Source organism: Xanthobacter sp. 126 (assembly GCF_000526175.1).
In the GTDB taxonomy this organism is placed as follows: domain Bacteria; phylum Pseudomonadota; class Alphaproteobacteria; order Rhizobiales; family Xanthobacteraceae; genus Xanthobacter; species Xanthobacter aminoxidans.
Map to the genome: position 1 here is coordinate 1536946 of NZ_JAFO01000001.1, position 26910 is coordinate 1563855.

The window sequence follows — 26910 nt, forward strand, 5'->3', positions numbered from 1 at the left end:
TCAGAGCTTGACCTCTTTTTCGAGCCTCGGCCTTGCCGAGCCCATCGTTCGCGCCCTTACCGAAGCGAATCACGTCACTCCCACCCCCATCCAGGCTGAAGCCATCCCGCAGGTCCTCAACGGCCGCGACCTGATCGGCATCGCCCAGACCGGCACCGGCAAGACCGCTGCCTTCGCCCTTCCCATCCTCGATCGCCTCGTGCGCCATCCCCGCCGTCCGGACCCCAAGTCCGTCCGTGCGCTGGTGCTCTCGCCGACCCGCGAATTGTCCGGCCAGATCGTCGACAATTTCGAGAAGTTCGGCCGCCACGCCAACATCTCGGTCACGCTCGCCATCGGCGGCGTGCCCATGGGCCGGCAGATCCGGGCCCTTGCCCGCGGCGTTGACGTGCTCGTGGCCACCCCCGGCCGGCTCATGGACCTCGTGGAAAACCACGCGGTGAAGCTGGATCAGGTCGAGGTGCTCGTCCTCGACGAGGCCGACCAGATGCTGGACATGGGCTTCGTCCATGCCATCCGCGCCATCGTGCGCCGGCTGCCGCACAAGCGGCACTCGCTGTTCTTCTCCGCCACCATGCCCCCGGCCATCGCCGAGCTGGCGGGCGGCATGCTGCATGATCCGGTGCGCGTCGCCGTCACCCCGGTGGCCAAGACCGCCGACCGGGTGGAGCAGCGCGTCATCCACGTGGACAAGCCCAACAAGGGCCAGCTCCTCGCCGAGGTGCTGTCCACCGAGGATATCGACCGCGCCCTCGTCTTCGCCCGCACCAAGCACGGCGCGGACAAGGTAGTGCGCGTGCTCGCCAAGTGCGGCATCGCCGCCGAGGCGATCCACGGCAACAAGTCGCAGAACCAGCGCGACCGCGTGCTCCTCGCCTTCCGCGAAGGCAAGATCCGCACCCTGATCGCCACCGACATTGCAGCCCGCGGCATCGACGTGACCGGCGTCAGCCACGTCATCAATTACGACCTGCCCAACGTGCCCGAAAGCTACGTACACCGCATCGGCCGCACCGCGCGCGCCGGCCGCGAGGGCATCGCCATCTCCTTCTGCGATCACGAGGAGAGGGCGTATCTCAAGTCCATCGAGCGGCTCATCAAGCTGCAGATCCCGGCCACCGACCGTCGCGGCGCAGGCATGCGCTTCAACATTCCCGATGCGCCGCCGATCGAGCTCGAGGAGCGTGACGAGACCGCCGAGCGCAACGATTTCATCGGTGGTCGCGGCGGCCGTCCCGGCCAGCGTGGCCCGCAGCGTTCGCGGGGGCCGCGTCCCGAAGGCCGTGAAGGTGGGCGTGGCCAGGGCCAGCGCGCCGAAGGCCGCGAGCAGCGTGAGCCGCGCGGTGAGCGTCCGGCCGGCGAAGGCCGTCCGGCCCGTGCCGCCCAGCCGCGTGCCGAGCGTGCCGCCGAGGGTCATCGCAATGGCCAGGGTGCCGGCAACGGCGCCGGCCGTCGCGACGGCCAGAACCGCAGCGGTGAAGGCCGTGGCGCGCGTCCCCAGGGCGAAGGCCGTGGCGGCGAGCGGGCGGGCGATCGTGGCGGTGAGCGTGGTTCGCGTCCCGGCAACGATCTTGGCGGCCTTGGCTTCATGAAGGCGGTGTCCAACCGGGGCGAGCGTCCTGCGGGCCGCCCTGCCGGTGCCAAGCGGCCTGTGAACTGAGCATCCGCTCGCGCGTCACACTGCGTTGAACAGGACACGCCGGGCCTTTTTCCCGGGCCGGCGTATCCCACCTATGGGAAATCGGGCGATTTTGTGAGATAAGCCCGCCAAATTCGTCCCGCGGCGCGGGACAGCTGGAGACGACTATATGGCGAAGGAAGAACTGCTGGAGTTCGAGGGGACTGTGACCGAAGTGCTGCCGGACGGCAATTTCCGGGTCCGGCTCGACAACGACCACCAGATCCTGGCCTATGCGGCCGGCAAGATGAAGAAGAACCGCATCCGCACCATCGAGGGCGACCGTGTGGTGGTGGAGATGTCGCCTTACGATCTCGATCGCGGCCGGATCAACTTCCGCCACAAGGCCGAGGGCAACGCCCCGCCGCCCGGCGCACGCCGTCAGCAGAATTTCCGCCGCCGCTGATCCCTCGGGATCGCGGACAGGGCATTCGGCGCCGGCCGGGGAAATCCCCGCGCCGGCTTTTGGCGTTTGACGTAGCGCAGCCGCTGGCTAGGCCCTGCCGTCCGCCTTGATGAGATCGGCCGCCTTCTCCGCCACCATCATCACCGCCGCCGCCGTGTTGGCGGAGACCAGCGTCGGCATCACCGAGGCGTCCACCACGCGCAGGCCGGAAAGGCCGACGACGCGCAGATGCGGGTCCACCACCGCCTGCGGCCCGGTGCCCATGCTGCAGGTGCCGACGGGATGGTAGATGGTCTGCCCGGTGCGGCGGGCGAACTCCACGAAGTCGGCGTCGCTCCGGCAGTCCGGCCCGGGGTTCATCTCGAAGGCGCGGTAAGGGTCCATGGCCGTCTGCCCGACGATGTCGCGGGCGATCCGCATGCCGGCGGCAAGGCAGGCACGGTCTTCCTCCACGGCGAGGAAGTTGGGCCGGATGGCCGGCGGCGTCAGCGGGTCGGCGCTCTTCGCATGGATCGAGCCCACCGAGTGGGGCCGCAACTGGGTGACGCCGATGGTCATGCCCGGCAGATGGTCCAGCGACCGGTCGGCGGCGTTGGCGTAGCTCGCGTGCATGAAGAAGTACTGGACATCCGGCCCGGCCAGCCCCGGCCGCGTCTTCACGAAGCCATGGGCGAGGCCCGTGCCCAGCGTGAGGATGCCCTTGCGGGTGAGGAAATACTGCGCCACCGCCTTGGCGAGGGCGATGCCGCGCGTCTGCTCGTTGAGGGTGATGGGCTCCTTCACCCGCCAGTTCATGCGGGTGGCGAAATGGTCCTGATAATTGTTGCCGACGCCCGGCAGCGCATGGACCACGGGGATGCCCGCCGCCTTCAGCACGTCCGGATGGCCGATGCCGGAGAGTTCCATCAGATGGGGTGACTGCACCGCGCCGGCGGTGAGCAGCACCTCGCCGGCCGTGAACGCCGTCTCTTCCTTCCCATCCCGCCGATACACCACGCCGGTCACCCGCCGCCCGTCGAGCGCGAGGCGCAGGGCCTGCGCGTGGGTGACGACCTTGAGGTTGGGGCGGGAGAGGGCAGGGCGCAGATAGCCGTCCACCACGGTCCAGCGCCGGCCGCCGCGCTGGTTCACCTGATAATAGCCGAAGCCTTCCTGATCCTTCCCGTTGTAATCGGGATTGCGGGGAAAGCCGGCCTCCTCGGCCGCCGAGAGGAAGGCCTCGGAGAGCACCGGCCGCTCGGTCACGCGCACGATGCTGATGGGACCGTCCGTGCCGCGCACGCTGGGGTCTGCATCCGGCTCGTCGAAGCGCTCGAACTTCTTGAAATAGGGCAGGACGTCGTCATAGCCCCAGCCGGTGGCGCCGCGCTGGGCCCAGCCGTCGAAATCCTGCTTCTGCCCGCGCACGAAGATCATGCCGTTGATGAGCGTCGAGCCGCCGAGTCCCTTGCCGCGCGGCACCACGATGGGGCGGTTATAGGTGTTGGGCTCCGGCTCGGTGTTGAAGCGCCAGTTGAAGGCGCGGCCCGACAGGAGCTTGGAGAAGCCGGCCGGGATGGGCACCCAGAAGCCCTTGTCGGTGCCGCCGGCTTCCAGCAGCAGCACGCGCCGGCGCGGGTCTTCCGAGAGCCGGGCGGCGAGGATGCACCCAGCGGTGCCGCCGCCCACCACGATGTAATCGAAACTGTCCATCGTTCTGAACCCGATCGAATTAGCGGGCGGCGCCGGGCATTCCCGGCAGCGGCATGCCCTTCGCGGCCATGGTGACGGCCAGGCCCGCGATGACCTCTTCCTTGCCGGCGAAGGCGGCGCGCTCCAGCACCTTGGAGATGGTGGGCGAGGCGATCTTGCCGGTCACGCGCTGCACCGGCTGGTCCAGCCAGTCGAGATAGCGGCGCTGGATCTCGTCAGCGAGGAAGCCGCCATAGGAGGTGGAGAGGGAGCCCTGCTCCACGATGAGCACGTTGTTGGTCTTCATGATGCTCTCGCCGATGGTGTCCCAGTCGAGCCCGGCGCGGTCGAGGGACCTGAGGTCGATGATCTCGGCGTCGAGCCCCAGCTCTTCCACCGCCTCGCGGCTGCGGTGGACCATGGCGGAATAGGTGAGGATGGTGAGTTCGGCCCCGGGCCGCACCACCTTCGCCTTGCCGAAGGGGATGATGTAGTCGAGGTCGCCGTCGGGAATGGCGCCGGAGGTCTGGTAGAGGTCCACATGCTCGATCACGAGCACCGGGTCCTCGCAGGTCAGTGCGGCATTCATCAGGCCCACGTAATCGAACGGGGTAGAGGGCGCGACGATGCGCCAGCCGGGGGAGGTGGCGAACACGCCCGCCGGGTCCAGCGAATGCTGGGAGCCGTAGCCCGTGCCCATGGCGATCTTGGTTCGCAGCACCAGGGGCACCGGAACGTCCGCCCCGAACATGTGGCGGGCCTTGCCGATCTGGTTGAACACCGGGTCGGCGGCGACCCACATGAAGTCGGGATACATGAACTCGATGATGGGCCGGTAGCGGCGGTCCATGGCGATGCCGCCGGCAAGGCCCGCGAACGCGCCTTCGGAGATGGGCGTGCCGAGGCAGCGGTCGGGGAAGGCGGCGGCGAGGCCGCGCGTGGCGCCGTTGGTGCCGCCCTTCAGCTTGTGGATGTCCTCGCCCATGATGACGAAGCGCTCGTCCGTCTCGAAGCGGCGGTGGAGCACGTCGGCGATGGCGTCCACGAACTTGCGCTCGGCAAGGCGCCCGCGATAGGTCGCCTCCTCCTCGGCCCGCTTGCCCGAAAGTTCGGAGAGATCGCCACGGATGCCCTCGTCCACGAAGGACACGTCCGGCCACATGCCGGGCATCACCCGGCGCTTGTTGCCCACGGTCTCGACGAGCTGCGCGGCGGCGTCGGCCATGGCCGCTTGCGCGCGTTCGGTGAGAGCGTCGAGATCATCCTGCGTGAGCACGCCGCGCGCCACCAGCGCCGCGCCGGTGCGCTTGATGGGATCGCGGGCGCGCCAGGAAGCCTCCTCCTCCTTGGTGCGATAGCCGAAGGCGGAGCCGGGCAAGGCGCCATTCTGGTGGAAATAGCGGTAGACGTCCGCCTCGATCACTGCCGGGCCCTTGCCCGCGCGCATGATCTTCAGCGCTTCCTGCGTGGCGAGATGGACCGCCAGCGGGTCCATGCCATCCACCTTCCAGGAGGGAATGCCGAAGCCGGTGCCACGGCCGGAGAGGCGGGTCTCGCGGGTCGCCTCGTCCACGGTGGTGGCGACCGCATAGCCGTTGTTCTCGATGAAGAAGAGCAGCGGCAGATCCCACGCAGCCGCGAGGTTCATCGTCTCCAGCACCGCGCCGATATTCACCGCGCCGTCGCCGAAATAGGAGATGGCCACATCCCCCGTGCCCGCGCGCTTGTGGGCGAAGGCGGCGCCCGCTGCCAGCGGCACGCCGCCGCCGACGATGGCATTGGTGCCGATGGCCCCCGCCTCCCCCCAGCGCAGATGCATGGAGCCGCCGCGCCCGTGGCCGAAGCCGGGCTCGAGGCCGAGGATTTCGGCGAGTGAGCGGTGGAGCAGGGCGTGGGTGTCATCGCTGAGCGGCGCGGTGGGATCGAGCCCGGGGGCGACGTAGGCGAGGGCTTTCGCGAGGAACTGGTGATGGCCGCGATGGGAGCCGTTGACCTGATCGGTGGGGCGCAGGCCCACGATGGAGCCGGCCGCGCCGCCCTCCTGGCCGATGGAGGAATGGGCCGGGCCGTGCACGAGGCCTTCGCCGGCCAGCTCCAGCACCTTCTCCTCGAAGGCGCGGATGAGCGCCATCTGCGCCAGCAGCTCCTTCAGCAAAGCCGGGTCGGCGGCGGCCCAATCGGCCTCCGTGGACTTCAGTTCGACCCAGGGCGCGACGGGATGAAGGGCAATGGTCTCGGGCATCTCTTGTCTCCGTGCCGCGGCGTCCTCCTGCGCTCGGAGTGGCGTCGGGACCGTCAATTAAAACGTTTCGTTCCTGGGCCTGCGGCACCCGCCGCAGACGTGTTCAGAGGTAGCCGTAGGCGGTCCAGCCGCCATCGACGGCCATGACCTGACCGGTCACGGCGCTCGCCTGATCGGAGGCGAGGAAGACCGCCATGCGGGCCACCTCCTCGGTCTCGATCAGCCGGCCCATGGGGGTGCGGGCGCGGAGCCTGTCGAGGTCGAGGCGGCCGCGCTGGGCGAGGTCGTCGAGGAAGGGGGTGCGCACGTAGCCGGGGGCGAGGGCATTCACCCGCACGCCCTCGCGCGCCCACTCGCAGGAGAGCGCCTTGGCCATCATGGCGACGCCGGCCTTGGAGGCGCAGTAGCCGATGCGCTCCGGCGCGGCGACGATGCCGTACATGGAGGCCATGAGCAGCAGCGAGCCGCCGCCCTGCGCGATCATCCGCCGGCCGGCCTCCTGCGCGGTGAGGAACACGCCGGTGAGGTTGATGGAGATGACGCGCTCCCACTCCTCCTCGCTCACCGAGAGGGTGGGGGCATTCTGCGAGACGCCGGCATTGGCGAGGCAGATGTCCACCGGCCCGAACCGCACCTCGGCGGCATCGAAGGCGGCCACGATATCCGCTTTGCGCGTCACCGAGCCCTTGACGGCGAGGGTCTCGCCCAGCTCTTCCGCGATGGACGCGGCGGCGGGATCAAGATCGAGCAATACGAGGGAGGCGCCCTCCGCCCGGAAGGCCCGCGCCACCGCGAGGCCGATGCCCGAGGCGCCGCCGGTGATGAAGGCGCAGCGGCCCGCCAGCGCGCCGGTCACGAGGCCGCTCCCAGGGAGCGCATGCCGAGGAAGTCGGCCATCAGGTCCAGCTGGCACACCAGCATGGGCTTGCCGGGATGGGTGCGGCAGCCCTTCGCCTTGGCGGCGGCGAGGATGGCGGTTTCCTCCGGCTGCATGATGACCTCGGCGACGATCTGGTCGCTCGCCAGCCGCGATGCGTCGAGCGGCAGGGCATCGCCCGCCTTCAGTCCCAGCGAGGTGGCGTTGGCGACGATGTCGTGGCCTTCAGGGTCGGCCGTGCCGATCTCCACCGGCGCGCCCGGGAAGGCCTCCGCGAGGCGTTGGGCGAGGTCTTCCGCTTTGGCCCGCGTGCGGTTGGCGATGGTGAGGCGGGCGACGCCGGCCTCCACAAAGGCGAAGGCAATGGCATTGGCCGCCCCGCCGGCGCCCGCGAGATAGACGCTCTTGCCCTTCGGATCGATGCCGGCCGCGATGAGCCCGCCGACGAAGCCCTTGCCGTCCAGCATGTCGCCGACCAGCCGCCCGTCTTCCTCCCGGCGCACCACGTTGCAGGCGCCGATGCGGCTGGCGCTGTCGGAGACCTCGTCCAGAAGGTCCACGATGGCGGTCTTGTGCGGCACCGTCACCACGAAGCCGCCGAGGCTCTTCATGGCCTTCAGGCCATCCACGAGGCGCGGCAGCTCTTCGGAGGAGACGTGGAAGGGCACCATCACGCCGTCGCGGCCCTCGCGCGCCATGAGCGCGTTGAGCATCTGCGGCGTCTTCACGTGATGGATGGGGTCCGCGAGGATGCCGTAGACCTTGGTGAGGCCGGAAATCTCGCGGGATGTCGGGGCGGTCATGGGCAAAGGTCCGGTCTCAGATGCCGAGATAGGCGGTCTTGATGTGCGGGTCGGCGAGTAGGCCCGCGCCGGTGTTCTCGATGGCGATCTCGCCGTTCTCGATCACATAGGCGCGGTCGGCGATCTTCAGCGCGTGGAACGCCTTCTGCTCCACGAGGAGAACCGTGGTGCCGCTCTTGCAGATGCGGTCGATGACATCGAACATCTGCCCGACGATGATGGGCGCGAGGCCGAGGGAGGGCTCGTCCAGCATCAAGAGCTTCGGCTTCGCCATCAGCCCGCGGGCGATGGCCACCATCTGCTGCTCGCCGCCGGAGAGGGAGCCGGCGAGCTGGGAGAGGCGCTCGCGGACGCGGGGGAAGATGTCCAGCACTTCCTCGAAGCGCTCCATCATCCCGGCGCGGACGTTCGGGTGGTAGCCACCCATCAGCACGTTGTCGCGCACGGTCATGACAGGGAAGAGCTGGCGCGCCTCCGGCACCATGATGAGGCCGGAGCCGACGATCTCGTCCGGGCTCATGCGGTCGATTCGCTTGCCGTCGAACTCGATGGAGCCGGAGGTGGGCTTCACCAGGCCGGAGATGGTGCGCAGGAGAGTCGTCTTGCCGGCGCCGTTGGAGCCGATGATGGTGACGACCTCGCCCCGCCCCACGTTCAGCGAGAGGCCCTGGAGGATGACGGTCCGGCCGTAGCCGGCGGTCACGTCAGAGACCTTGAGCATGGACGAAATCCTCCCCGAGATAGGCCTCGATCACCCGGCGCTCGCGCACGACGGTCTCCGGCGCGCCCTCCGCGATCACCTTGCCGCTGTCGATGACGACGATGCGGTCCGAGAGGCTCATGATGGCCTGCATGTTGTGCTCGATGGCGATGACGGTGACGCCGCTGTCGCGGATGGCGCGCACCAGCTCCACCATCTTCAGCGTGTCGGACTGGCTCTGCCCCGCCATCACTTCGTCGAGGAGGAGGATGGTCGGCTCGGTGGCGAGCGTGCGCGCCACCTCCAGCCTTTTCAGGCCGCCGATGGGCAGGGTGCCGGCCTCCATATCCTTCACCTCGTAGAGGCCGACGGTGCGGGCCACGCGCAGCGCCACGGCGCGGGCGTCGTCCACCGAGCGATGGCGCAGGAAGGCTCCGATCATGATGTTCTCCAGCACCGTCAGCTTGCCGAACGGCTGGACGATCTGGAAGGTGCGGCCGATGCCGAGGCGGGCGAAGGCGTCGGGCGTCTTCGGCTGGTGCCATTTGCCGTCCTGTCCCAGGAGCTCCACCGTGCCGGCATTGGGCGCGAGGAAGCCGGAGAGCTGGGCGAAGACGGTGGTCTTGCCGGCGCCGTTGGGGCCGATGACGCCGAGGATCTCGCCGCGCTTCAGGGTGAGGGACACGTTGTCGGTGGCCACCAGACCGCCGAAGCGCTTCACGAGGTTGGTCGCCTTCAGCACCGGCTCGCCGACCGTGCCGCCCACCACCTTCGCGGGAGGCGCAACGGTCTCCGGCCGCACTCGCCCGCCGCCGGGCAGCCGGTCAATGAGGCGGGTGACGAACGGGCCGAAGGTGCCCACCAGCCCGCCGGGCAGGGTCAGCGTGATGACGACCAGCACGGTGCCATAGACGAAGCCGTGCAGGCCGTTGGCCGAGGCCCCGAGCCAGCCGCGGGCGAGTTCCGCCAGCGGCACCACGAGCACAGTCCCGAGGAGCGGCCCCGCCACCGTCCCGAGACCGCCGATCAGGGCGAACATGGCGATCTCGATGGCGGTGGCGAGAGAGAACAGCGTCGCCGGCTCCAGGAACGTCATGTACATGGCGTGGAAGGTGCCGACCGTCGCCGTGAGCGCCGCCGAAGCGGCTATGGCCCACAGCTTGACGCCGTTGATGTTGATGCCCGCCGCCTGGGCCGCGCTGTCGCGCTCGCGCACGGCGGTGAGCGCATAGCCGAGCCGCGAGTTGCGGATGGCGTAGCTGACCGCGAGCGACAGGAGCAGCAGGCCGAAGGCGATGTAGAGATAGTTGATCTTCTCGCGGAAGATCATCCACGGCCAGCCGATCTGCAGCGGCACCACGAGGCCCGCCGAGCCGCCGGTGAGGCCGTTGAAATGAATGGCCAGCAGCCGCACCACCTCAAGAAAGGCGATGGTCGCCAGCGAGAAGAACGGCCCGCGCAGCCGGAAGCACGGATAGCCGATGCCGACGGAGACCAGCGCCGCCAGCGCCGCGCCGCCGATCATGCCGATCCAGGGCGAGAGGCCGAAGCCGTCCAGCAGCAGCGCCGCCGTATAGCCGCCGATGCCGTAGAACACGGTGTGGCCGAGCGAGAGTTGGCCGGCGTAGCCGCCGAGGATGTTCCACGCGGTCGCCAGCGCCCCGAACACGCAGATGGTGACGAAGACGTGGATCACGAAGGTCGAGCCCGACCAGGCCGGGATGATGACCAGCAGCGAGAGCGCGAGGAGCGCGCAATAGACCCGCGGATTGGTGATGCGGGAGAGGAGCGAGGGGCCGCCAGCCGACACCGGGGCGGTGGAGGCGGGCGAGGAGTCTTGAAGGCTCATCGGATCACTCCGTGCCGCGGCCGAGGCCGAACAGGCCGGTGGGCTTGAAGATGAGAATGGCGAGGAAGAGCGCGAAATAGACGACTTCCTTCAGGTCGGGGGCGATGTAGTAGCCGGAGAGGCTGTCCACGAGGCCGATGATCATGGCGCCGAAGAAGGCGCCGTACATGGAGCGCATCCCGCCCAGCACCACCACCACGAAGGCGGTGAGCACGAAGTAGGTGCCGATGGTGGGCGTCACCGGATAGAGCGGCATCACCAGCGCCGCGGCGAGGCCCACGCAGCCGGCGCCGATGCCGAAGGCGATGACGTAGATCTGGTCCACCTTCACGCCCATGAGTAGCGCCGCATTGCGGTTCTGCGCGGTGGCGCGGATGGCGCGGCCGAGCGCGGTGGATTGCATGAAGAGGTGCAGCCCGGCGACCAGCGCCAGGGCGCACACGAACATCACGAGCTGTCCCTTCACCAGGGAGAAGCCGCCCACCATCACCGAGCCCTGCGCGGCCGACGGGGGGATGGAATAGAGGTCGGCGCCGAACACCAGCAGCGCGAGGTTCACTAGCGCGGTGGAGAGGCCGACAGTGGCGAAGATCTGGATGTGCTCCTCGGCCCCCAGCAGCGGCTGGATGAGGAAGCGCTGCACCGCTGCGCCGATGGCGAACAGCAGGATCACGATGGGCACCGCGGCGGCATAGGGGTGCAGGCCGAACTTCGCGGCCAGCAGATAGGCGGCATACATGCCCACCATCAGGAACTCGCCATGGGCGAAGTTCACCACCCGCACGATGCCGAAGATCAGGGTGAGGCCGACGCTGATGATGGCATACATGCTGCCGAGCAATATGCCGTTGAGCACCAGCTGGATAAGAACGTCCATCGCGCTTGGCTCCAGTGCGCAGGTGGGTGAGGCGTGCCGTCGGGGCGCAGCGAACCGGCGCCGCGCCGGCGCAGGGGCGCGGCTTCGGCCGAGGGCGCAGCGGGCTGCGCCGGTCCGGTGTCGAAGGGCCCCGCCCGGAGCCAGACCGGGCGGGGCAGGGCGGCGCGGGAGGTCCGCCGCCTCAGTTTGATGCTCAGTTGGCGCCGATGCCGGTCTTCATCTTGGCGACAGCGGCGTCCGTCGGGAACACGGTGACGAGGTTGCCGCCCTGCCACTGCATCAGGAAGGGCACCGCGCGGGTGTTCTGGCCCTGCTCGGAGAACTTGGCGCCCCAGCCGGTCGCGGTCTGGCCGACGGGGATGTCCACCGCGAGGACGGCGGCGCGCACCTTGTCGGCGTCCGTGCTCTTGGCGCTGGCGATGGCGTCGAAGAACACCTTGGCGCCCATGTAGTTGGCGAGCGAGTGGCCGGAGCGCGGCTCGATGCCGTACTTGGCCTTGTACTTCGCCGCGAACTCGGTGATGCCCGGCGCCGCCTTGGGGTTGGTGTTGTACTGGGTGAAGTCGACGTCGAGGGCGCCTTCCATGTTTTCCGCGCCCACGGCCTGCATGGTGTCACGGGTGGAATAGCCGCCGCCGGCGCCCATAACCGCCTTGGGCTTGTAGCCCTGGTCCTTCATCTGGCGGAAGAACAGCACGGTGTCGTTCTGATAGGAGGTCTGGAGCACCACGTCGGCGCCCGCGGACTTCAGGCGCAGGATGACCGGGGTGAGGTCCACCGACTTCGCCGAATAGGGCAGCACCTCGACCACGTTGAGGCCCTTCTCCTTGGCGCGGGACTTCTGATAGCCGGAGACGGTCTGGCCGTAGAGGCTGTCCTCGTGGATGATGCCGATCTTGAGATCGCCGGGCTTGGCGTTCAGCGCCGGGGCGATGGCCTCGATGATCGAATCGACCATGCGGTTGGCGAAATCGCGCGCCGTGGCGTTGGTGCGGAACACGTACTTGAAGCCGCGCTCGGTGATGGGATCGGAGATGGCGCCCAGCTCGAAATACGGAATGTTGGCGAGTTCCGTCACCTGCGTCGCCGCCAGCGAGAGGGACGAGGAATAGGTGCCGAAGATGGCCGAGACCTTGTCCACCGAGGTGAGGCGCCGGGCCTCGCCGACCGCCTGGTTGGGATCGACCGCGTCACCCTTGATGAACTCGATCTTCTGGCCGTTGAGGCCGCCGGCCGCGTTGCGCTCTTCCACCGCCAGCTCGAAGCCGCGGAAGCTCTCGTCGCCGAGCAGCGCGAGGGTGCCGGAGAAGGGATAGAGGGCGCCGAACTTCACGGTGCCCTGCGCCGCTGCGGGCTGGGTCGCAGCCAGCGGCACGGCAGCAAGCATTGCGGCGGCGATCGCCGCCCGCGCAAACAACTTCATGGTTTCCTCCCTCCGCCGACCCCGGTTCGGGCCGGGCGATTCAAACCGTTGCTCGGGCACGGTTTTCGTGCCCTTCGGCTGAGGTCCGGCGTGGCCGCCTTCCCCTCTGGCGCCGCGGATAATGCAGATAACCAAGTTGCCTGACAAGTACGACCTATGTATTTTCCTCGGCGACCAGAACGCGCCGTGATGAGGGCGCCGCCGGGACCGGGCGCGGCCGAAAAGGCCGCCGCCGACAGGTGCCGGAAAGCCTCGCAGAAGGCGCAAGGGAGGAAGCCGGTGGCAGAGATTTCGAGCACGATGCGCCAGGTCCGCTTTGCGGGCGCAGGCGGACCCGAGGTGGTGACAGTCGAGACGGCGGACGTGCCGCGTCCCGGCCCCGGCCAGGTGCTGGTGGAAGTGGTGGCGGCGGGCGTGAACCGGCCGGACTGCCTCCAGCGCGCCGGCAATTATCCTCCGCCCCCCGGCGCCACCGACGTGCCCGGCCTCGAGATCGCCGGCCGCGTGGTCGCGCTGGGCGAGGGCGTCACCTCTCCCAAGATCGGCGACGAGATCTGCGCGCTGGTGATCTCCGGCGGCTATGCGGAATACTGCATCGCCGAGGCGCCCTTGTGCCTGCCCATCCCCAAGCCGCTGTCCCTTCTGGAAGCGGCCGGGCTGCCGGAAAACTATTACACCGTCTACGACAACGTCTTCACCCGCGGCGGGCTGAAGGCGGGCGAGACCATCCTCATCCATGGCGGATCGAGCGGCATCGGCTCCACCGCCATCCAGCTCGCGCACCATGCCGGCGCGCGGGTCATCGCCACGGCGGGCTCGCAGGAGAAGTGCGACTTCTGCCTCTCGCTGGGGGCCGACGCGGCCATCAACTATCGCGACACGGATTTCGTCGCCGAGGTGAAGGCGCTCACCGACGGCAAGGGCGTCGAGGAAATCCTCGACATGGTGGGCGGCCCTTATGTGGCGCGCAACCTCCAGGCCCTCGCGGTGGAGGGGCGCCTCGTGCAGATCGCCTTCCTCCAGCCGAGCGAAGTCACCATCGATCTCATGCCTGTCATGCTGAAGCGCCTGACCTTCACCGGCTCCACCCTGCGCGCCCGCCCGGTGGCGCTGAAGAAGGCCATCGCCGATCTGCTCACGCGGGACGTGTGGCCGCTGCTGGACGCGGGCAAGGTGAAGCCCTTCATCCACGCCACCTTCCCGCTGGAGCAGGCGCGCGAGGCCCATGCGCTGATGGAATCCAGCGCGCATCTCGGCAAGATCATGCTGGAGACTGGCCGGTGAGCGCGCGGGTTGCTTTCGTCACGGGCGCCGGCCGAGGGATCGGCCGCGCCCAGGCGGATGCGCTGGCCGATGCGGGCCTCGCCGTCGCCTATGTGGACCATGATGCGGCGCTGGCGAACGAGGCTGCGGAAGCCGCCGTCGCCCGCGGCGTCGCCGCCATCGGCCTTGCCGCCGATGTCTCCGACTATGCCGCCGTCGCGGCCGCCGCCGAGGCCGCAACTGCGGCGCTCGGTCCGGTGGAGGTGCTGGTGAACAATGCCGGCATCTCGCCCAAGAGCGGGGCGGATGGCCGCCGCTCGGAAGCCTGGGAGATGCCGCCGGAGGAATGGCGGCGGGTGATCGACGTGAACCTCACCGGCGCCTTCAACTGCGTGCGGGCGCTCTCGCCCGGCATGAAGGCGCTGGGGCGGGGCCGCATCGTCAACATCGCCTCGGTGGCGGGGCGCACCTATTGCGACATCGTGGGCGTCCACTATGCCGCCTCCAAGGCCGCGCTCATCGGCTTCACCAAGCATCTGGCGGGCGAACTCGGCCCCTACGGCATCACGGTGAATGCCATCGCCCCCGGCCGCATCGACACGCCCATGATGCGCGGCACCGCCTCCACCGCCAACGAGGCGGTGCGCCTCTCCACCCCGCTGCGCCGTCTCGGCCAGCCGGAGGAGGTGGCGGCGACCTGCGTGTTCCTCACCTCAGATGCCTCGGCCTTCGTCACCGGACAGGTGGTGGACGTGGCCGGCGGCTGGCTGATGACCTGAGGCGCGTCATGATCGACTTTACGGGCAAGACCCTGCTGATGACCGGCGCCAACGGCGGCATTTCGCGCGCCATCGCGCGGGTGTTCTTCGACCTCGGCGCCAATTGTGTGCTCACCGATCTCGACCATGCGGGCGTCTCCGCCTTCGCGGCGGAGCTGGACCCCATCGGCGCCCGCGTGCTCCCGCTCCGGCAGGATGCGGCGAAGCCCGAGGAGGCGGATGCCGCGCTCAAGGCGCTGGCGGCGAAGTTCGGCGCGCTGGACGTGCTCGTCACCTCGGCCGGCCTCTACCGCGAGCGGCGGGTGGCGGAGATGACGGACGACTATTGGCGCACCGGCATCGCGGTGAATCTGGACGGGGTGTTCTACACCTGCCGCGCCGCCATCCCCCATTTCGTGGAGGGCGCGTCCATCGTCAACGTCGCCTCCATGGCCGGTCACAGGGGCAGCGTCGGCCGCGCGGACTATGCGGCGGCCAAGGGCGCGGTGCTGAATTTCTCGCGCACGCTGGCCCAGGAGCTGGCACCGAAGGTGCGGGTGAACGCGGTGTCGCCCGGCCTCATCGACACGCCCATGGTGCGCCCGCTGATGGCGGCCAATGGCGGGGCGCTGCTCGCCAATACGCCGCTGAAGCGGCTGGGTACGGCGGAGGAGGTGGCGCGGGTCGTCGCCTTTCTCGCGTCCGATTGGGCGAGCTTCGTCACAGGCGAGACAGTGCATGTGAACGGTGGTCTTTATATTGCTAGCTGAGCCGTGGGGCGCCGCACCAGCAGCGGGCGCAACAACAACACACGGCCGCCGGAGGTGAGGGAACACAGGATGGCGGACCCCCGCGAAACGCCCCGCGCGATGCCCCGCGACATTCTCGGCCGCGCGCCCTCGCTCGCCGACACGCTGGCCCAGCGCCTGCGCGAGGAAATCGCCTCCGGCCGCCTCCAGCCCGGCGAGAAGCTGCCCACGGAGCACCAGATGTCGGAGACCTACGGCGTCAGCCGCCCCATCGTCCGCGAGGCGGTGGGCCGGCTGAAGCACGACGGCCTCGTGACCAGCCGGCAGGGGGCGGGGGCTTTCGTCGCCGATCCCGGCGCCGCCTCGTCCTTCCGGCTGGAAATCGCCGATCTCAGCGACCGCGCGGAGATGAGCGCCATCGTGGAGCTGCTGATGGCGGTGGAGGCCAACGCCACCGCCCACGCCGCGGTGCGCCGCACGAAGGACGACCTCGGCCGCATCCAGACCCAGCTCGATGCCATGCAGGCGGCGGTGTTTCGCGGCGAGCCGGGGGTGGACGAGGACATGGCCTTCCACCGCGCCATCGTGGAGGCCACGGGCAATCCCTATTTCCGCGACCTCTCCCAGTTCCTCGACCACCGGGTGCGCCATTTCATCCGCACCGCCCGCGCTAACACCGCCCGCCTCGGCGGCCTCGCTCAGGCGGTGCAGGACGAGCATGTGGCCATCTTCTCCGCCATCGAGCGGCAGGACGCCCCCGCCGCCCGCGCCGCCGCCGAGGAGCACCTGCGCAACGCCGCCACGCGGCTCGCGCTCTATCTGAAGCCATGAGCCTGTCCCGGAACGGGACAGGGCGTCGGGCGGGACAGGGATGGAGCGGGAACGGGCCGTGACCGAATCAGGCGGCGGCCGGTTTTCGGGATTTGTTCGCGCCAGCGCTTTTCATGGCACGGCGACTGTTTCGGGGAGAGGTCGCTTGGGCGCCATGACGGCGAGACAGCGCGCATGTGTCCCTGATTGGGACGAACCACCGGCCACCGCGTGCACGCAGCACGAACAGGGCGTGACCGAATCGGACGCCGCCCGGTCTTCCGGCTTTGTTCGCTCCCCCTATCGCCCGCCCGCCGCCCGGAACCCCGCCTCCCCGGCGTCAGCATCGAAGAGATAGTCGAAGGTGTTCAGCGCCCGCACGGTGGTGTTCACGAAGGGCGGCCGGTCGCCGCGGCCGACGAGGATAACGCGTTCCGGTGTCACCGGATTGCTCCGGTCGCCCACCGTGAAGCTGTAGGCCGGGGCCGGCTGGCCCGCGCCGGGGGAGATGGCGAGGCTGGCGCCGTCCGCCACCACCCGCCCGCCGCGCAGGCCGGGCACGGCGAGGCCGTCCGTCTGCGCCGGCGGCAGGGTCAGGTACATGATGGACACCCCGGTATCGAGCAGCAGCGTGCCGCAGGCGGCGGGGGCGCGGGCGTTGAGGGCGAGGCAGGCGGGGATGGGCTGCCAGTCGCCGGTGGCCGGGTCGGCTGCGAGCTTCACCTTCTGGAAGCCCGCGCCGGTGTCCTTCGCCAGCCCGACCTGCACGCCGCGCCGCGTCACGACGTAGCCGCGTCCCAAGGCGGGCGTGCCCATGCCGGCCACGTTGAGGAAGGGGTTGCGCCCCGGCCCCGCGCCCGGCTGGTGGTCCTTGGCGCGGGCGAAGCCGATGCCGAGCATGGAGACGCGGCGCGGCGCATCCATGGGCCGGCATCTGCGGGCATTGCGCAGGCAGTCGATGCGCGTCACCGCCAGCACCGGGATGGGCTGGGTAGTGATGCTGGTGCCGTCCGCCCCGGCCACCGTCACCGGCACCATCACGTTCACCCCGCGCATGATGCGGCCGGAGGAGGTGTAGGTGAGCTCGCCCGGACCCAGCGGCGTCAGCTGGTCGAAGCCGGGGATGGCGCTGGCCGAGACGACCACGCCGGTGGAGCCGGTATCCATGATCGCGCGCCGCGCCGGGCCGCCATTGATGGAGAGCGAGAGCGTCGGCGGGCGCAGGATGGGCGCGCCCTCGGCCGGCGCGTTGAGATAGGGCAGGACGGCCGGCTGCTGCGCCAGAGCGGGGGTCGCAATCAGCGAGAGGAGAAGGAGCGTTGCGGCGCGCATGGGCTTTTCCTCAGCTTGTTTCAGGCTTGGCCGGAAGGCTCGCTTGCGTGGGCCTTTCCTCACCCTAGAGGGTCTCCCCGTTCCACGGAACCGGGGAGACCCTCTAGGCGGCGGACTCATAACGCATTGATCCAGATGCGGACGGCAGCGAGCTTGAGGGCTGCGAGGAAGTTGTCCGGACGGCGATCGTAGCGCGTGGCGGGGCCGCGCATCTGCTTGATGCGGTTGAAGAAGCGCTCGACAAGGTTCCTCTGGCGGTAGAGCCACGGACTGAAGGCGAAGGTGCGCTTGCGGATCGTGCGAGGCAGCACATTGGCGAAAGCGCCGCGTTCCGCCGTCTCGGCGCGGATGGCGTCCGTGTCATAGGCCTTGTCGGCGAGGAGGATGCTGCCGGGTGCGAGCCGGGCCAGGAGTTCGCGCCCGGCCGGTGCGTCGCCGGCCTGCCCTGCGGTGAGCAAGAGGTGGATCTTGGTTGTCAGTCCACCCCGGGAGCGTCCCATGCAACCATCGTCATCGCCCCCTTTTTGATCCCGGCGCCGTGCTGGTGAACGCGAACGCAGGAGCTGTCGATCATGACGATGTCCCCGTCACAGGCGGCCGAGACCGCTTCCAGCAGCTTGTCCCAGCCCCCCGCGGCCCTCCAGCGCACGAAACGGTTGTAGAGGGTTGTACGCGGTCCATAGCGCTCCGGCACATCCCGCCACGGCGCACCGGTCCGAAAGCGCCAGAGGATGCCGTTGATCACCCGACGGTCATCCACCCGCGCCACGCCGCGCACCTTGTTCGGCAGCAGCGGCGCGATGATCGCCCATTCCTCGTCGGTCAGCTCGTGGCGGCGCATCTGTTAGCCTCCCAGTTCGGGAGCTTGAATCATGACACGCTCAGGCGCGCAAATTTATGGGGCCACTGCCTAGGTTCAGGACCTATTAATCTGCCTTGAGATGTGATTCACAGTCTCCCTTGAGGAGACTGGCATGGGTGATTTGTTCCTGCTGAGCGAGCGGCAGATGGCTCGGATCTCGCCCTTCTTTCCGTTGGCCCATGGCGTGCCGCGCGTCGATGACCGCCGGGTGGTGAGCGGCATCGTCTATGTGATCCGCAACGGCCTGCAATGGAAGGATGCGCCGAAGGACTACGGCCCGCACAAGACGCTGTACAACCGCTTCATCCGCTGGAGCCGGCTCGGGGTCTTCGACCGTATCTTCGCCAACCTCGCCGGTGAAGGGCCGAGACCCGAGCGCATCATGATCGATGCCACCCATCTGAAGGCCCACCGCACGGCGGCAAGCCTGCTTAAAAAGGGGATGTTCCCCGTCGTATCGGGCGCACCAAAGGCGGCCTGAACTCCAAGCTCCACACCGTCTGCGACGGCGAGGGCCGTCCGATCATCATGGTGCTGTCCGAGGGCCAGATGAGCGACCACAAGGGTGCCCGCCTCGTCATCGATGCCTTGCCGCCGGCGAGATGCCTGATCGCCGACCGGGGCTACGACAGTGCCTGGTTCCGCGAGGCACTGGCCGACAAGGGCATCGATCCCTGCATTCCTTCATCACGGAGCCGCAAGCGGCCTTATCCCTATGACAAAACCCTCTACCGGCAGCGCCACAAGGTCGAGAACCTCTTCGCCAAGCTCAAGGACTGGCGCCGCATCGCCACACGCTACGACCGATGCGCTCACACCTTCTTCTCTGCCATCTGCATCGCAGCAGCCGTCATCTTCTGGCTCTGATCAATGAGTCCTGAGCCTAGGTCTTTGATGTGACGCGTTTCCTGCACGCGAACCGGTATCCACTTCGCTCGGAAACGCTTTAATCTCGGTGCGGCCTTACCGGGAGAGATAACATGCGCCACGAGATTTCCGGAACGACGCTGCCCGTGCTCACCTTCACGCTGGCGCCGGGCGAGACCGTGCTGGCCGAGACGGACCGCCTCTCCTGGATGACGTCCAACGTCGCCATGCGCACCACCACCGCCACCGGCGGCTCCACCGGCTTCTTCGGTGCCATCGGCCGCGCGCTGGGCGGCGGCGGGCTGTTCATGACAGAGTTCACCGCCGAGGGCGGGGAAGCGCTGGTGGCGTTCGCCGCCACGGTGCCCGGCAGCATCTTCGAGATGCAGGTGGCGCCGGGGCGCGGCTATCTCATCCACCGCCACGGCTTCCTCGCTGGGGCGCCAACGCTCTCCCTCGGCGTCGGGGTGCAGCAGACGCTGGGGGCCGGCGTGTTCGGCGGCGATGGCTTCATCCTGCAGCACCTCACGGGAGAGGGCTCGGCCTTCATCGAGCTGGGCGGCGAGATCGTCAGCTACACGCTGCAGCCGGGGCAGGATCTTCTGGTGCATCCCGGCCATGTGGGCATGTTCGAGGACAGCGTCGCCTTCGAGATCACCACGGTGCGGGGCGTGAAGAACATGCTGTTCGGCGGCGATGGCCTCTTCCTCGCCCGCCTTGCCGGGCCCGGCACGGTGTGGCTCCAGTCGCTCACCCCGTCCAAGCTCGCCCACGCGCTCCAGCCCTATCTGCCGGCCGGCGAGCGGCGGTAGGGCCCCTGCCGTCAGCCCCGGTCCTTGACCGGGGCCAGGCGGGCCCGCTCAGGCGCTGCGCGGTTTTTGGCTGGGTTGCTACGCTCAAGCGCCGCGCGGGCTTTTGGGGGAGGCCCCGGTCAGGCGACCGCGACCAGTTCGTCCGCGATGAAATCGGTCAGGCGCGCGCCGCCCTCGGCGGGCGTGCCCACATTGTCGATGCTGAGGTCCGGGGCCACGTCCAGCTCCGGCGCGCGGGCGAGGCGTTCGGCGATGTCGTCGGCGCTCTCGCGGCCGCGCATGGCGAGGCGCGCGGCGCGCACCGGCACCGGCGCCGTCACATGCACCACCCTGACCCGCCCGAAGCGGCGGCGGGCCTCCGGCAACGTGGCGCGGGAGCCGTTGGCCACCACGACGCCGCCCTGTGCGATCACCTCGGCGACCTCCGGACCAAGGGCGTAGCTGAGCCCATGGGCGCGCCAAAAGAGGGGAAAGCGCCCCTCGGCCAGCAGCGCGTCGAACTCGGCTTCCGACAGCGTGCCGTGCGCCTCCCCCGTGCCCGAAGGCCGGGTGACGAGGCGGCGGGCGAACAGCACGCGCGGGTCGCCGGCAAAGCGCGCGCGGGCGATGTCGATGAGGGTATCCTTGCCGGCACCGGAGGGACCGACCACGAGGAGCAGGGTGCCGGGGCCGAACCTGTCGCCTTCCCTTGCGCCGGCCGCGTTGTTCGTCATGCCACGCGCCGTCCTTCCCGCCACACGCCCTTCACCACCGGCATGTCGCCGGCCAAAGCCACCCGCACGAGGTCCGCGCGGCGGCCGGGCGCGATCTCGCCGCGATCGGCAAGGCCGGCCACCTCGGCCGGGGTCTTGGTGATCATCCGCACCGCTTCGGGCAATTGGATGGAGGGCACCCTGCGGGTGAGGTCGAACGCCGCCCAGAGGAGGGAGGAGGGCACATAATCCGAGGAGAGGATATCCAGCCTGCCGCCGCGCGCCAGCGATTCCGCCGAGACGTTGCCGGTGTGGGAGCCGCCGCGCACCAGGTTCGGGGCGCCCATCAGCACGCGGATGCCGGCCTCGTGGGAGAGGCGGGCGGCCTCCTCGGTGGTGGGGAATTCGGCGATGGCTACGCCGTCGCCGATGGCCTCGGCCACATGCTCGGGGGTGCCGTCGTCATGGCTGGCGACCACGCAGCGGTGGGCGTGGGCGAGCGCCACCAGCCCCGCGCGGTTCTCGCGGGCGTAGCGCTCGTGGAAGTCGAGCCGCGAGGTGACGATCACGTCCATCTCCTCGGCGCTGATGCCGCTCTTCTTCATGTAATAGGAGCGGAACTGGTCGATGGTCGCAAACTGCCGCTGGCCCGGCGTGTGGTCCATGAGCGAGATCAGGTGCACGGGCGTCTTCTTCAGGATCGCCTCGGCGTCCTGAACCACCGTGTCGGTGGGCACCTCGCACCTGAGGTGGATGAAATGGTCGGCGCGCAGCGCATCGGCGGCGCGGGCCGCCTCCAGCGCGGCGATGAGGAGCGGCGCGTCGCCGTCCATGCCCACCGCCTTCTTGTCCGGCCACACCCTGAGCGAGTCGAACACGGTGGTGATGCCCGAGGCGGCGATCTGCGCATCGTGGGCCAGCATGGCGGCGAGGGGGTTCCAGCGCACGTTGGGGCGGGGCGCGAGGTGGCCCTCCACATGGTCCGTGTGCAGCTCCACGAGGCCGGGCAGGAGGTAATCGCCCTCCAGGTCCTCGGCGCCGGCAGGCACCACGCCGCTCCCGATGGCGGAGATGACGCCGTCCGTGACACTCACGTGGCCGGGCACGATCTCGTCGGCGAGGACGAGGCGGGCGTTGGCGAAAACCTGTCTCATGAAAGGGGCTCCGGGATCATTCCAGCGGCCCCGGTCTTCGACGGGTGCCGAGGGGGCGCTCAGGCGCTACGCGGGCTCGACCCGCGAGCCCGGCTCGCGGGTGTGGGGATCAGGCTTCGAAACGGGTGACGTCTACCACCCGGTCGGCGACGGCTTCGCGGGTTTCGGCATCATGGAAGATGCCCAGCAGGCCGGTGCCCGCCGCCTTCTTCTCGCGGATGAGGTCGATGACCACCTGCCGGTTGGCGGCATCCAGCGATGCGGTGGGCTCGTCCAGCAAAAGCAGCGGCTGGGAGCCGATGAAGCCGCGCGCCACGTTCACGCGCTGCTGCTCGCCGCCGGAGAAGGTGGCGGGTGGCAGCGACCACAGGCGCTCCGGCAGGTTCAGGCGGGCGAGCAGCGTGCCGGCACGGGCCTTGGCCGTCTCCTCCTCCACACCCTCGGCGCGCAGGGGCGCCGCCACCACATCGAGGGTGGAGACGCGGGGGATCACCCGCAGGAACTGGCTGACATAGCCGACGCGGGTGCGCCGGAGCGACAGCATCTGCCGCGGCTCGGCGTCGGCCACCTCGGCGAACGCTTCGCCATCGGCGATGCGCACGGAGCCGGTGTCGATGCGGTAATTGCCATAGACCATCTTGAGGATGGAGCTTTTCCCCGCGCCCGACGGCCCGCCCAGCGCCACGCACTCTCCCGCCACGACATCGAAGGTGACGCCGGAGACCACGGGAAGGGTGAGCCCGCCGCGCAGGTGCAGGGTGAAGCTCTTGGCGAGGTTTTCGACTGACAGGAGGAGGTCCTGCGTGTCCCCGACCAGCGCCGGCGCATTGCCTTCACCATCGGTCATGCGCTTTGCGGAAGTGGACGCGGGGGTGCCGGAATAAGGGATCATCATGCCGCAAGCACCGAGGAGACGAGGAGCTGGGTGTAGGGCTCGCGCGGGTCGTCGAGCACCTGATCGGTGAGGCCCTGTTCGATCACGCGGCCGGACTTCATCACCATGATGCGGTGGGAGAGCAGCCGCGCCACCGCGAGGTCGTGGGTGACGATGACCACCGCGAGGCCGAACTCCTCCACCAGCTGGCGGATGAGGTCGAGCAGGCGGGCCTGCACCGAGACGTCGAGGCCCGAGGTCGGTTCGTCCATGAAGACGAGGCGGGGGCGGGTGACGAGGTTGCGGGCGATCTGCAGGCGCTGGCGCATGCCGCCGGAGAAGGTGCGCGGGTCGTCGTCGATGCGCTCGGCGGCGATTTCCACGCGCGAAAGCCAGTCGGTGGCCTCGCTGCGGATGTTCTCATAATGGCGCCAGCCCACCGCCATCAGTCGCTCGCCCACGTTTCCGCCGGCCGAGACCGCCATGCGCAGCCCCTGCTCGGCATGCTGGCGCACGAAGCCCCAGTCGGTGCGCAGCAGCAGCCGGCGCTCGGCCTCCGAGAGGGAGGCGAGATCACGCGTGGCGCCGTCCCGCATCCGGTAGGTGACGTTGCCAGCGGAGGGGGCCAGCTCGGTGGAGAGGAGGCCGAGCAAGGTGGACTTGCCGGAGCCGCTTTCCCCGACGATGGCGAGCACCTCGCCCTCGTGCAGGGTCAGGTCCACGTCGCGGCAGCCGAGGCGGTGGCCGTAATATTTGGCGAGGCCCCGGGCGGTGAGGAGGGGGGTATCGGTGGTCATCGCGCCTCTCCGTTCCCGGTGGCGGGGAACCCCTCACCTGTCTCGCGGCTGCGCCGCGATCCACCCTCTCCCGCAAGGGGAGAGGGGGTACCCGCGGTATCGCTCCCCTCTCCCCTTGCGGGAGAGGGGCCGGGGGTGAGGGGGGCGCTTTGAGCGGCATAGGGCGCGCTCATGGTCCCCGTGTGCCCCTCCGCCTGCCGGGTGGAGCAATGGTCGGTGTCGGAGCAGACGAACATGCGCCCGCCCTTGTCGTCGAGGATCACCTCGTCGAGATAGACTCCGGTCGCCCCGCACAAGGCGCAGGGTTCCTTGAAGGCCTGTACCTTGAAGGGATGGTCCTCGAAATCCAGCGACACCACCTGCGTGTGGGGCGGGATGGCGTAGATGCGCTTCTCGCGCCCGGCGCCGAACAATTGCAGGGCCGGGCTGTCGTTCATCTTGGGATTGTCGAACTTGGGGATGGGGGAGGGGTCCATCACGTAGCGGCCCTCCACCTTCACCGGATAGGCATAGGTGGTGGCGATGTGGCCGTGGCGGGCGATGTCCTCGTAGAGCTTCACCTGCATCAGGCCGTAATCGGCCAGCGCATGCAGGCGGCGCGTCTCGGTCTCGCGCGGCTCCAGATAGCGCAGCGGCTCGGGGATGGGCACCTGGAAGACGATGGTCTGCCCGGCCTTCAGCTCCGCCTCCGGGATGCGGTGGCGGGTCTGGATGATGGTGGCGTCCTGCGTGCGCGTGGTGGTGGCGACGCCGGCCGTGGTCTCGAAGAAGGTGCGGATGGCCACCGCATTGGTGGTGTCGTCCGAGCCCTGGTCGATCACCTTCAGCACGTCGTCGGCGCCGAGGATGGCCGCCGTCACCTGCACGCCGCCGGTGCCCCAGCCGTAGGGCATGGGCATCTCGCGCGAGGCGAAGGGCACCTGATAGCCGGGGATGGCGATGGCCTTCAGGATGGCCCGGCGGATCATCCGTTTCGTCTGCTCGTCGAGATAGGCGAAATTGTAGGTGATGGCCGGCATGGAAGAGGCGCAATTGGCGTGCGACGTGGCGACGGCAGTCATTCGGCGGCCTCCTTCATCTCGTCAGGGGCTTCGGCCTCCGCGCGCATGCGGCGGATGAGGTCGAGTTCGGCCTGGAAGTCCACGTAGTGGGGCAGCTTCAGATGCTCCACGAAGCCGGTGGCCTGCACGTTGTCGCAATGGGAGAGGACGAATTCCTCGTCCTGCGACGGGGCGCTCTTCTCCTCGCCCAGCTCCTTGAAGCGCAGCGCGCGGTCCACCAGCGCCATAGACATGGCCTTGCGCTCGGACTGGCCGAACACGAGGCCATAGCCGCGGGTGAACTGGGGCGGCTCGGTGGCCGAGCCCTTGAACTGGTTCACGCTCTGGCACTCGGTGACGGCGATGTCGCCGAGGGGCACCGCAAAGCCCAGCTCCTCCACGGGAAGGCTCACCTCCACCGTGCCGAAGCGGATTTCGCCCACGAAGGGATGGGTGCGGGCATAGCCGCGCTGGGTGGAATAGCCGAGCGCCAGTAGGAACCCCTCGTCGCCCCGCGCCAGCGCCTGCAGGCGCAACGGCCGGTCGGCGGGGAAGGAGAGCGGCTCGCGGGTGAGGTCGCGCGGCGGCGTGCCGTCATCGGCCGGGGAGGGCTCGATGAGGCCTTCGCCGCCGAGCAGATCGGTGACGCGGGGCATGCGCGTTTCCCCCCTCTCCCCTTGCGGGAGAGGGGCCGGGGGTGAGGGGTCAGGCCTCTCCCCCAAAGCGGTGCTCGCTTTCCGGCGCTCCTCCCCCCCACCCCAGCCCTCTCCCGCGAGGGGAGAGGGGGCGAGCTGGCGCGGCGCGTCAGCATCGCTCGCGTGTGTCGCCAGCCGCTCGTCCATCAGGCGGTGGGTGTAGTCGAAGGTGGGGCCGAGCACCTGCCCGCCGGGCAGGTCCTTGAAGGTGGCGGATATGCGCCGTTCGATGCGCATGGCGCCCGTATCCACCGGCACCGAGGCGCCGAAGCGGGGCAAGGTCGTGCGGAAGGCGCGGGCGAGGAAGATGGCTTCGATCAGATCGCCCCGTGCCTGCTTGATGGCGAGGGCCGCCAGCTCCCGGTCATAGAGGGAGCCCTCGGCCATCACCCGGTCCACGGCGAGGGAGAGCTGGCCGGCGATCTGGTCGAGCCCGATCTCCGGCACGCTTTCCTCGCCGCGCCGCTTCTTGGCGAGCAACGCGTGGGCATTGCGGATGGCGGCCTCGCCGCCCTTTACGGCCACGTACATGGATCAGTCCTCCATCACGGGCTTCACCGTGCGCGGCAGGCCGAGCACGGCCCCAAGTCCGTCGAGCCCTTGCGCGGTGAGGATGAGGTCGATGCCGAGCGGGTAGAGCGCCCGGTTGGCGGCGAGCCGCGTCGGCAGGTCGGAAGGCAGCGGCGCGGCGGAAAAGCTCCGGCGGCCTTTGATGCCCGGACCTTCGATGACGATCGCGCCGGTGCCGAAATCGCTGACCTGCACGATGAGCGTCGCCGAGCGATCCGGATAGTCCGGCTCGCCCTGCGCGAAGGCGCCGAAATCGGGCAGCGCCGCCGCGTCGGCGATGAACGCGAACCGGGCGGCGGCGGGGTCGTCCACCACCGGCGCGCCGGTGTGGAAGCGCAGGAAGGCGGCCACCGCCGGCGCGGCGGAGAGCGCCGCGTCGAGGAACACCGGCGTCTCGTAATCGAGCAGCGCGAGGGCGCAGGCGGCGGCCTCGCGGGAGAGCGGCGCGGGCGGATCGAGGTCGCTCGCCAGCGGCACGGGAAGGCCCGGCTCGGCCATGGCGCGCATCACGGCGGCAAAGCTGCGCTGGGCGTCATGCACCGGATCGGCGAAGCCGGCGGCGAGGGCAGGGACGGCGAGGGCAGTCACGGCGGGGGCAATCTCGGCCATCAGTCTTCTCCCCGCGCCATGGTGAAGAAATTGACCTTGGTGGCCTCCGTCTCCTCCGCCGCGCGCGCCGCTTCCACCGCGAGGCGGCGCCGCACGGCGGTGAGCGCGTCGGTGACGGCGAGGCGCAGCGCCGCGTCCTGCCACAAAGCGTCGAGGATGGCGGCGGCCTCCGCCTTCGCCGGGTCGCGGCCGAGCAGATAGGAGACGCCGGTGGCACCGCCCGCGAGCTGCACGGCGGCGCGGGTCACGGTCGCCTCGCCCAGATTGAAGGGAGCGCCGTCGCCGCCGGTGCGGCCCTGCACCATGATGAGGCCGGCCTCCGCCGGGCGCAGCCTTTTCAGCTGCGGCAGCGGCTGGAAGCGCTCCACGGCGGCCTGAAGCTCGGCGCGGGTGGCGCGGGCATAAAGGCCCATCATCACCTCCCGCGCGGCCTGCTCGGCGGCGGGGTCGGAAACGGCGGCAATTTGCGGCTCGGTGATGTGCGGCGGTTCGGACCTCAC

Annotated in this window: 26 protein-coding genes; 8 read left to right on the forward strand and 18 right to left on the reverse strand. The window is 69.4% G+C overall.

Annotated elements, in window-relative coordinates:
- Positions 1-7 precede the first annotated feature (7 nt).
- Positions 8-1660, forward strand: coding sequence for a DEAD/DEAH box helicase (locus XAN126_RS0107195; RefSeq protein ID WP_024277918.1), 1653 nt, complete (start codon positions 8-10; stop codon positions 1658-1660).
- Between the two features lie 148 nt (positions 1661-1808).
- Positions 1809-2084: a translation initiation factor IF-1 gene (gene infA / locus XAN126_RS0107200; RefSeq protein WP_012115181.1), complete on the forward strand. Its 276-nt coding sequence runs from the start codon at positions 1809-1811 to the stop codon at positions 2082-2084.
- An 87-nt stretch (positions 2085-2171) separates the two neighbouring features.
- On the opposite strand, the gene XAN126_RS0107205 is transcribed toward infA, so the two are convergent.
- From XAN126_RS0107205 to XAN126_RS0107240, 8 genes are all read right to left on the reverse strand, one after another.
- Positions 2172-3776, reverse strand: a complete 1605-nt coding sequence (locus XAN126_RS0107205) for a GMC family oxidoreductase N-terminal domain-containing protein (RefSeq protein WP_024277919.1) — start codon at positions 3774-3776, stop codon at positions 2172-2174.
- A gap of 19 nt (positions 3777-3795) precedes the next feature.
- A complete protein-coding gene (locus tag XAN126_RS0107210; RefSeq protein ID WP_024277920.1) occupies positions 3796-5997 on the reverse strand; it encodes an alpha-ketoacid dehydrogenase subunit alpha/beta in 2202 nt (733 codons plus the stop codon).
- Positions 5998-6100: 103 nt separating this feature from the next.
- Positions 6101-6853 carry an SDR family oxidoreductase gene (locus tag XAN126_RS0107215; RefSeq protein WP_024277921.1) on the reverse strand — a complete coding sequence of 251 codons (753 nt, stop codon included), beginning with the start codon at positions 6851-6853 and terminating at the stop codon, positions 6101-6103.
- Positions 6850-7677, reverse strand: coding sequence for a shikimate dehydrogenase (locus XAN126_RS0107220; RefSeq protein WP_024277922.1), 828 nt, complete (start codon positions 7675-7677; stop codon positions 6850-6852). Before XAN126_RS0107220 ends, XAN126_RS0107215 begins: the two co-directional genes overlap by 4 nt.
- 16 nt (positions 7678-7693) lie before the next feature.
- Complete coding sequence (locus tag XAN126_RS0107225; protein WP_024277923.1) at positions 7694-8398, reverse strand: ABC transporter ATP-binding protein; 705 nt, start codon at positions 8396-8398, stop codon at positions 7694-7696.
- Positions 8382-10226: a branched-chain amino acid ABC transporter ATP-binding protein/permease gene (locus tag XAN126_RS0107230; protein WP_024277924.1), complete on the reverse strand. Its 1845-nt coding sequence runs from the start codon at positions 10224-10226 to the stop codon at positions 8382-8384. Before XAN126_RS0107230 ends, XAN126_RS0107225 begins: the two co-directional genes overlap by 17 nt.
- Positions 10227-10230: 4 nt before the next feature.
- Entirely contained in the window at positions 10231-11103 is an 873-nt protein-coding gene (locus XAN126_RS0107235; RefSeq protein ID WP_024277925.1) for a branched-chain amino acid ABC transporter permease, read from the reverse strand.
- Positions 11104-11296: 193 nt separating this feature from the next.
- Positions 11297-12526: an ABC transporter substrate-binding protein gene (locus tag XAN126_RS0107240; protein ID WP_024277926.1), complete on the reverse strand. Its 1230-nt coding sequence runs from the start codon at positions 12524-12526 to the stop codon at positions 11297-11299.
- A gap of 300 nt (positions 12527-12826) precedes the next feature.
- Between XAN126_RS0107240 and XAN126_RS0107245 the strand changes: the two genes are divergently transcribed.
- From XAN126_RS0107245 to XAN126_RS0107260, 4 genes are all read left to right on the forward strand, one after another.
- A complete protein-coding gene (locus tag XAN126_RS0107245; RefSeq protein WP_024277927.1) occupies positions 12827-13810 on the forward strand; it encodes an NAD(P)H-quinone oxidoreductase in 984 nt (327 codons plus the stop codon).
- Complete coding sequence (locus XAN126_RS0107250; protein WP_024277928.1) at positions 13807-14568, forward strand: SDR family NAD(P)-dependent oxidoreductase; 762 nt, start codon at positions 13807-13809, stop codon at positions 14566-14568. The genes XAN126_RS0107245 and XAN126_RS0107250 overlap by 4 nt, the downstream gene beginning before the upstream one ends.
- Before the next feature lie 8 nt (positions 14569-14576).
- On the forward strand, positions 14577-15317 hold the full coding sequence (locus tag XAN126_RS0107255) for an SDR family NAD(P)-dependent oxidoreductase (protein ID WP_024277929.1): 741 nt from the start codon (positions 14577-14579) through the stop codon (positions 15315-15317).
- Between the two features lie 69 nt (positions 15318-15386).
- Positions 15387-16127, forward strand: coding sequence for a FadR/GntR family transcriptional regulator (locus XAN126_RS0107260; RefSeq protein ID WP_081762550.1), 741 nt, complete (start codon positions 15387-15389; stop codon positions 16125-16127).
- Positions 16128-16406: 279 nt separating this feature from the next.
- On the opposite strand, the gene XAN126_RS26075 is transcribed toward XAN126_RS0107260, so the two are convergent.
- Positions 16407-17438 (reverse strand): hypothetical protein, encoded by a 1032-nt coding sequence (locus XAN126_RS26075; protein WP_024277931.1) that lies wholly within the window; start codon positions 17436-17438, stop codon positions 16407-16409.
- 116 nt (positions 17439-17554) lie between these two features.
- Positions 17555-18279, reverse strand: a protein-coding gene (locus tag XAN126_RS27610; RefSeq protein ID WP_197024012.1) for an IS5 family transposase whose coding sequence is annotated in 2 segments (ribosomal slippage) — positions 17555-17970 and positions 17970-18279 — 726 coding nt in all. Because the reading frame shifts where the segments join, the coding sequence is not laid out codon by codon here.
- Between the two features lie 133 nt (positions 18280-18412).
- Between XAN126_RS27610 and XAN126_RS27615 the strand changes: the two genes are divergently transcribed.
- Positions 18413-19167, forward strand: a protein-coding gene (locus tag XAN126_RS27615; protein ID WP_155982245.1) for an IS5 family transposase whose coding sequence is annotated in 2 segments (ribosomal slippage) — positions 18413-18746 and positions 18746-19167 — 756 coding nt in all. Because the reading frame shifts where the segments join, the coding sequence is not laid out codon by codon here.
- Between the two features lie 113 nt (positions 19168-19280).
- Positions 19281-19979 (forward strand): TIGR00266 family protein, encoded by a 699-nt coding sequence (locus tag XAN126_RS0107290; RefSeq protein WP_024277936.1) that lies wholly within the window; start codon positions 19281-19283, stop codon positions 19977-19979.
- A gap of 119 nt (positions 19980-20098) precedes the next feature.
- Here XAN126_RS0107290 and phnN read toward each other — a convergent pair whose 3' ends face one another.
- The 8 genes from phnN to phnG all read right to left on the reverse strand — a co-directional run bounded on the left by phnN (position 20099) and on the right by phnG (position 26910).
- Positions 20099-20692: a phosphonate metabolism protein/1,5-bisphosphokinase (PRPP-forming) PhnN gene (phnN, locus tag XAN126_RS0107295; RefSeq protein WP_024277937.1), complete on the reverse strand. Its 594-nt coding sequence runs from the start codon at positions 20690-20692 to the stop codon at positions 20099-20101.
- Positions 20689-21825 (reverse strand): alpha-D-ribose 1-methylphosphonate 5-triphosphate diphosphatase, encoded by a 1137-nt coding sequence (locus tag XAN126_RS0107300; protein WP_024277938.1) that lies wholly within the window; start codon positions 21823-21825, stop codon positions 20689-20691. Before XAN126_RS0107300 ends, phnN begins: the two co-directional genes overlap by 4 nt.
- 109 nt (positions 21826-21934) lie before the next feature.
- Positions 21935-22672: a phosphonate C-P lyase system protein PhnL gene (gene phnL, locus XAN126_RS0107305; protein ID WP_051460809.1), complete on the reverse strand. Its 738-nt coding sequence runs from the start codon at positions 22670-22672 to the stop codon at positions 21935-21937.
- A 44-nt stretch (positions 22673-22716) separates the two neighbouring features.
- Positions 22717-23496, reverse strand: coding sequence for a phosphonate C-P lyase system protein PhnK (phnK, locus tag XAN126_RS0107310; protein ID WP_024277940.1), 780 nt, complete (start codon positions 23494-23496; stop codon positions 22717-22719).
- Positions 23493-24515, reverse strand: coding sequence for an alpha-D-ribose 1-methylphosphonate 5-phosphate C-P-lyase PhnJ (locus tag XAN126_RS0107315; RefSeq protein ID WP_024277941.1), 1023 nt, complete (start codon positions 24513-24515; stop codon positions 23493-23495). The genes phnK and XAN126_RS0107315 overlap by 4 nt, the downstream gene beginning before the upstream one ends.
- A gap of 38 nt (positions 24516-24553) precedes the next feature.
- Entirely contained in the window at positions 24554-25762 is a 1209-nt protein-coding gene (locus tag XAN126_RS0107320) for a carbon-phosphorus lyase complex subunit PhnI (RefSeq protein WP_024277942.1), read from the reverse strand.
- Between the two features lie 3 nt (positions 25763-25765).
- Positions 25766-26410 (reverse strand): phosphonate C-P lyase system protein PhnH, encoded by a 645-nt coding sequence (phnH, locus tag XAN126_RS0107325; RefSeq protein ID WP_024277943.1) that lies wholly within the window; start codon positions 26408-26410, stop codon positions 25766-25768.
- The gene (phnG, locus tag XAN126_RS0107330; protein ID WP_280938288.1) at positions 26410-26910 is read right to left on the reverse strand and encodes a phosphonate C-P lyase system protein PhnG; all 501 of its coding nucleotides are present in this window, start codon (positions 26908-26910) and stop codon (positions 26410-26412) included. Before phnG ends, phnH begins: the two co-directional genes overlap by 1 nt.

What these genes read in the sequence shown, in the direction of transcription:
- infA (WP_012115181.1), top strand. Translation starts at nt 1,809, where the DNA reads ATGGCGAAGGAAGAACTGCTGGAGTTCGAGGGGACTGTGACCGAAGTG.
- XAN126_RS0107205 (WP_024277919.1), bottom strand. Translation starts at nt 3,776, where the DNA reads ATGGACAGTTTCGATTACATCGTGGTGGGCGGCGGCACCGCTGGGTGC.
- XAN126_RS0107210 (WP_024277920.1), bottom strand. Translation starts at nt 5,997, where the DNA reads ATGCCCGAGACCATTGCCCTTCATCCCGTCGCGCCCTGGGTCGAACTG.
- XAN126_RS0107220 (WP_024277922.1), bottom strand. Translation starts at nt 7,677, where the DNA reads ATGACCGCCCCGACATCCCGCGAGATTTCCGGCCTCACCAAGGTCTAC.
- XAN126_RS0107225 (WP_024277923.1), bottom strand. Translation starts at nt 8,398, where the DNA reads ATGCTCAAGGTCTCTGACGTGACCGCCGGCTACGGCCGGACCGTCATC.
- XAN126_RS0107230 (WP_024277924.1), bottom strand. Translation starts at nt 10,226, where the DNA reads ATGAGCCTTCAAGACTCCTCGCCCGCCTCCACCGCCCCGGTGTCGGCT.
- XAN126_RS0107235 (WP_024277925.1), bottom strand. Translation starts at nt 11,103, where the DNA reads ATGGACGTTCTTATCCAGCTGGTGCTCAACGGCATATTGCTCGGCAGC.
- XAN126_RS0107240 (WP_024277926.1), bottom strand. Translation starts at nt 12,526, where the DNA reads ATGAAGTTGTTTGCGCGGGCGGCGATCGCCGCCGCAATGCTTGCTGCC.
- XAN126_RS0107245 (WP_024277927.1), top strand. Translation starts at nt 12,827, where the DNA reads ATGCGCCAGGTCCGCTTTGCGGGCGCAGGCGGACCCGAGGTGGTGACA.
- XAN126_RS0107255 (WP_024277929.1), top strand. Translation starts at nt 14,577, where the DNA reads ATGATCGACTTTACGGGCAAGACCCTGCTGATGACCGGCGCCAACGGC.
- XAN126_RS0107260 (WP_081762550.1), top strand. Translation starts at nt 15,387, where the DNA reads ATGGCGGACCCCCGCGAAACGCCCCGCGCGATGCCCCGCGACATTCTC.
- XAN126_RS26075 (WP_024277931.1), bottom strand. Translation starts at nt 17,438, where the DNA reads ATGCGCGCCGCAACGCTCCTTCTCCTCTCGCTGATTGCGACCCCCGCT.
- XAN126_RS0107290 (WP_024277936.1), top strand. Translation starts at nt 19,281, where the DNA reads ATGCGCCACGAGATTTCCGGAACGACGCTGCCCGTGCTCACCTTCACG.
- phnN (WP_024277937.1), bottom strand. Translation starts at nt 20,692, where the DNA reads ATGACGAACAACGCGGCCGGCGCAAGGGAAGGCGACAGGTTCGGCCCC.
- XAN126_RS0107300 (WP_024277938.1), bottom strand. Translation starts at nt 21,825, where the DNA reads ATGAGACAGGTTTTCGCCAACGCCCGCCTCGTCCTCGCCGACGAGATC.
- phnL (WP_051460809.1), bottom strand. Translation starts at nt 22,672, where the DNA reads ATGACCGATGGTGAAGGCAATGCGCCGGCGCTGGTCGGGGACACGCAG.
- phnK (WP_024277940.1), bottom strand. Translation starts at nt 23,496, where the DNA reads ATGACCACCGATACCCCCCTCCTCACCGCCCGGGGCCTCGCCAAATAT.
- XAN126_RS0107315 (WP_024277941.1), bottom strand. Translation starts at nt 24,515, where the DNA reads ATGCCGGCCATCACCTACAATTTCGCCTATCTCGACGAGCAGACGAAA.
- XAN126_RS0107320 (WP_024277942.1), bottom strand. Translation starts at nt 25,762, where the DNA reads ATGTACGTGGCCGTAAAGGGCGGCGAGGCCGCCATCCGCAATGCCCAC.
- phnH (WP_024277943.1), bottom strand. Translation starts at nt 26,410, where the DNA reads ATGGCCGAGATTGCCCCCGCCGTGACTGCCCTCGCCGTCCCTGCCCTC.